The sequence below is a fragment of the Pseudomonas sp. 6D_7.1_Bac1 genome (assembly GCF_025465945.1).
GTDB lineage: Bacteria > Pseudomonadota > Gammaproteobacteria > Pseudomonadales > Pseudomonadaceae > Aquipseudomonas.
In genome coordinates, this window is record NZ_JANLNW010000017.1 from 1 (window position 1) to 4,373 (window position 4,373).

A 4,373-nucleotide genomic window follows, 5' to 3' on the forward strand; every position below is an offset into this window, starting at 1 on the left:
ACGGCCCGCCACTGGCGAGTTTGCCGTTGCTGTTGCTCAGGGCACCGAGCAGGTCGAGGGTCACCGCGCCGTTGCTGACCAGACTGCCGCCGGTATTATCGAGGGTCGTGCCGGTAAAGCTCAGGCCTTGTTGCGCGCTGACGCTGGCGCCGATGTTGCTCAGGGCCATGGTGTTCACCGTCAGGGCCGCGCCGCTGTCGATCGAGCCACCCTGGGTGTTGTTCAGCAGGCCGCTGACGCTCAGGCGCTGGCCCGCGCCACTGGAGATAACGCCCGCGCTGTTGTCGAGGCTGGCCGCGTTGACGGTCAGGGTATTCTGGCTGACCAGTGCGCCGGCGCCGCTGTTGAGCAGCGCACCGCTGAGGGTCACGTCGAGGTTGCCGCTACGACTGGACAGGGCGCCGCTGCTGCGGTTGTCGAGGCTGCTGCCGTTGACGCTCAGGCCCTGCCAACCGGAGATCAGCCCGCCCTGATTGAGCAGGGTCTCGCCGCTCAGACCCAGTTGGTTGTTGCTGATGAGTTTGCCGCCAGTGTTGTCCAGGGTGCGCCCGGTCAGGTTGAAACTCTGGCTGCTGGAGAGTTCGCCGTTCTGGTTGTTCAGGTCGCGCAGGCGGCTGATGCTCAGCGGGCCTTGGGCAGCGAGTAAACCGTTGCTGTTATCGAGGTCGCCCCCGGTCAGGTCGAGGCGGATGCCGTTGTCGCCCAGCAGACGCCCGCCGCGCTGGGTCAGCGCGCCGAGGGTCAGGTCGATATCGCCCTTGGCCGAGACTTCGCCGCCGTTGCTGGAGTTCAGGCTGGTTGCGTTGAGGGTCAGGTTGCCCTTGCTGTTGATCAGGCCGTTGGCGCTGTTGTCCAGGGCCATGGCGTTGAGCTTGACGGCACTGACGCCGAGCACCTGGCCACCCTGGTTGTTGAAGTCGGCGCTGTTGAGCGTGAGGGTCTGTGCGGCGTTGATCAGGCCCTGGTTCTGGTTGCTCAGCAGGCCGTTGACCGTCAGGCCGAAGTCGCTGCGGCAGGTGACGATGCCGCCGCTGTTGTCCAGGCTGCCGACCTGGACGTCGAGGGCTGCGGCGGCAATTTGGCCTTTGAGGTTGGTCAGCGCCTGGTTGACGCGCAAGGTCAGGGCCTGGTTGGCGAGCACCTTGCCGTTGCTGTTGTCCAGGTTCGCGGCCGCCAGTGTGTAGGCCTGGGGGCTGGAGATTTCACCGCCCTGGTTGTTGACGCCGTTGAGGTTGCTGAGCAGCAATAGCGGCGCGTTGATAAAGCCGTTCTGATTGTTCAACTGGCCGTGATTCAGGTCCAGGGCCAGGCTGGTGTTACTGAAGAGTTTGCTGTTTTGTTGATCAAGGCCACGGACACTGGCGGTCAGTGCCTTGATACTGCCAATGCTGCCACCGGCCTGGTTAGTGACCTGGCCTGCGGTCAGGTTCAGCGTGTCATCACTGTCCAGGCGCCCGGCTTGGCTATTGTCCAACGCGCCGGTATTGATCAGCATCGCGGCTTTGCTTTTAAGGCTGCCGTTCTGGCGGTTGTCGAGGCTGGCGCTGTTCAGGGTCAGGCTGCTGTCGGTGACCAGCTTGCCGCCCTGGTTGTGTACATCACCACGGGCCGTCAGGTTGAGGGCACCAGCGCTGGAGAGCTTGCCGGCGTTATTGCTCAGGTTGTTCGCTATGACGTCGAGGGCACCTTCGCTGCTGATCAGGCCCTGGCTGTTATCCAGGTCGCCGCTCAGCGTCAGGCGCATTTTCTGCAGGCCATACAGGCTGCCGCCCAGGTTGTTCAGAACGCCGCCGTCCAGGCTCAGGCTGACTTTGCCGTTGAGCAGGCCATTGACGTTTTGCACCTGACCCAGGCCCAGGTTCAGGTCTTGCTCGGCAAACACCTTGCCGCTGTCGCTGTTATCGAGTGTTTGCCCGAGCAGGTTCACCGTGCCGCTGCTGCTGGACAGCTCGCCGCCTCGGTTGTCGATGCTGCCGACGTTGAGTTTCAGCGCTTTTGTCGCGGCCAGCAGACCGTCCTTGCGGTTGTCGAGGGTGCTGCCGGTCAGGTCCAGAGAGGTGCTGGCGATCAACAGGCCGTTCTGATTGTTCAGGTTGGTAACGTTGGCCACGATGTCGCGCTTGCCGGAGATCGAACCGTTGCGGTTATCCAGGCTGGCGCCAGTGAGCTGCAATGAACCCTCGGCAACGAGCACCCCGTTCTGGTTGTTCAACGCTTGGTTGACGCTCAGGTCGAGCAGGCCTTGGCTGTTCAGCAGGCCGTTGCTGTTGTCCAGGCTGTCACTGCGACTGTTAATGCCGGCGGCCGAAATCACCCCCCAGGTGTTGTTCAACGCTTGGGCGATGCGCAGGGTCAACGGGCCCTGGTTACTCACCAGTTTGCCGTGGCTGTTGTCGAGATTTTGCGCGGCCAGGATGAAGGCTTCGGTGCTGGAGATCTCACCATTCTGGTTGGCGACGCCGTTGAGGTTCTTGAGCAGCAGACTACCTGGAGCGTTGATGTAACCGCCCTGGTTGTTCAACTGGCCGTGGTTCAGGTCCAGGCTCAGTGCTGTTTTACTGAACAGTCCGCCGCCCTGTTGGTCGAGGCCAGTGACGTTCGCCGTCAGGGCTTTTTCGCTGGAGAGGGTGCCGCCCGCACCGTTGCTGACTCCGGTGGCGGTCAGGTCCAGGGTATCGCTGCTGGTCAGGCTGCCGTCCTGGCTATTGTCGAGCACGCCCGTGGTGATGCGCACCGGGCCGATACCCGCCAGCTGGCCGCTGTGGCTGTTATCCAGGCTAGCGCTTTGCAGCGTCATGCCGGTGCCGGAAAACAGTGTTGCGCCCTGGTTGATCAGGGCGCCGCTGCTGGTGATCGCCAAGGCCCCGGCGCTGGTCAGCTTGCCGCTGCTGTTATCGACACTGGCGGCATGCACGCTCAGCCCGGCCTGACCGCTGATCACGCCGTTGTTGTTGAGCAGCGCATCATCAAGGGTGATGTCCAGCGCCTTGCTGCTGTCGAGGGTGCCACCGGAGTTATCCAGGCGCGAACCGCTCAGGCGGATGGCGTCCTGGGCATGGATCAGGCCCTTGGCCTGGTTGATCAATTGCGCCACGTTCAGCTCAAGGCCTGTGCCCGAGATGACTTTGCCACCCGCACTGTTATCCAGACGTTGGCTGGTCAGCTTGACCCCGCTGGCGTTGACACGGGTGTCGGTACTGGAGAGCTCGCCGGCGCGGTTGTCGATCTGGTCAACGTTGATGTTCAGCGCTTTTGTGGTGCCGACCAAACCGCCGTTGCGGTTATCGAGGCTGCTACCGGTAAGGGTCAGATTGCCTTGAGCAGCCAATTGACCGCCTTGTTGATTCAGGGTGCCAATGCTGGCGCTCAGGTCGGACTGGCTGGCAATGCGGCCGCCGGCGTTGGCGACTTCGTCGGCCTTGAGGCTGACCGGGCCAACGGCGCTGAGCAAGCCGCCCTGATTGTCCAGGCGGGTGCCGCTAAAGCCGATGGTGGCGTTGCCGGTGAGCAGGCCTTTGTTGCGGTTGTCCAGTTGCCCGATGAACAGTTGCAGGGCCTTGTCGGCATGAATCAGCGAGCCACGGTTATCCGCCGAATCGCCGCGCAAGGTCAGCAAGCCACTGCCCTTGAGGCTGCCGCCGCGGTTGTCGAGACTGCCGGTGGTGATGTCGACATCGCCCTTGGCCTGCAGAGCGCCCTGGTTCTGGTTGTCGAACTTGCCGGTGATGCGCGCGCTCAGGTTGCCGTCGCTGACCAGGCTGCCCTGGTTGCGGTTATCCAGGCTGGCAGCGCTGACGCTCAAGCCTTTGCCCGAGCCCAGGGTGCCGTGGCGGTTATCCAGCGCGGCGCTAAGGTCGATGCTCAGGCCCAGGTCGCTCACTACGCCGCCATCGCGGTTGTCCAGGCTGGCAGCGCTGATAGTCGAGGTGCCGGCGCTGCTCAGCGCCCCCTTGAGGTTGGTGACGGCGCCATCAACGTTCAGGGTCAGGTCCGCGTCGCTGTTAAACGTGCCACCGCTGTTGTCGAGGCTGCCGGCATGGACATCCAGGCCCTTGGCCGACACCAACCCTTTGGCGGTGTTCAGCGCCTGGTCGATGCGCAGGATCAGCGCCTGATGACTGCCAATCGTGCCAGCGGTGTTGTCGAGCGTTTGCGCCGCCAGCGTGAACCCCTGATCGCTGGAAATCTCGCCGTTCTGGTTCGCTACGTTCTTGAGGTTTTTCAGCAATAACTGGCCGGGGGCGTTGATCAGACCGCCCTGGTTATTCAGCTGGCCGTTGTTCAGGTCAAGACTCAGCGCCGTGCTGCTGAACAGTTTTCCGCCTTGTTGATCAAGGCCACTGACGCTGGCCGTCAGGGCCTTGGCGCTGGAT

1 protein-coding gene is annotated in these 4,373 nt (G+C 63.0%); it reads right to left on the reverse strand.

Going from position 1 to position 4,373, the window contains the following annotated elements:
* Nucleotides 1-4,373 (reverse strand): beta strand repeat-containing protein (locus NTD87_RS04770; protein ID WP_410017460.1); only part of this gene is annotated, 4,373 nt, incomplete at both ends.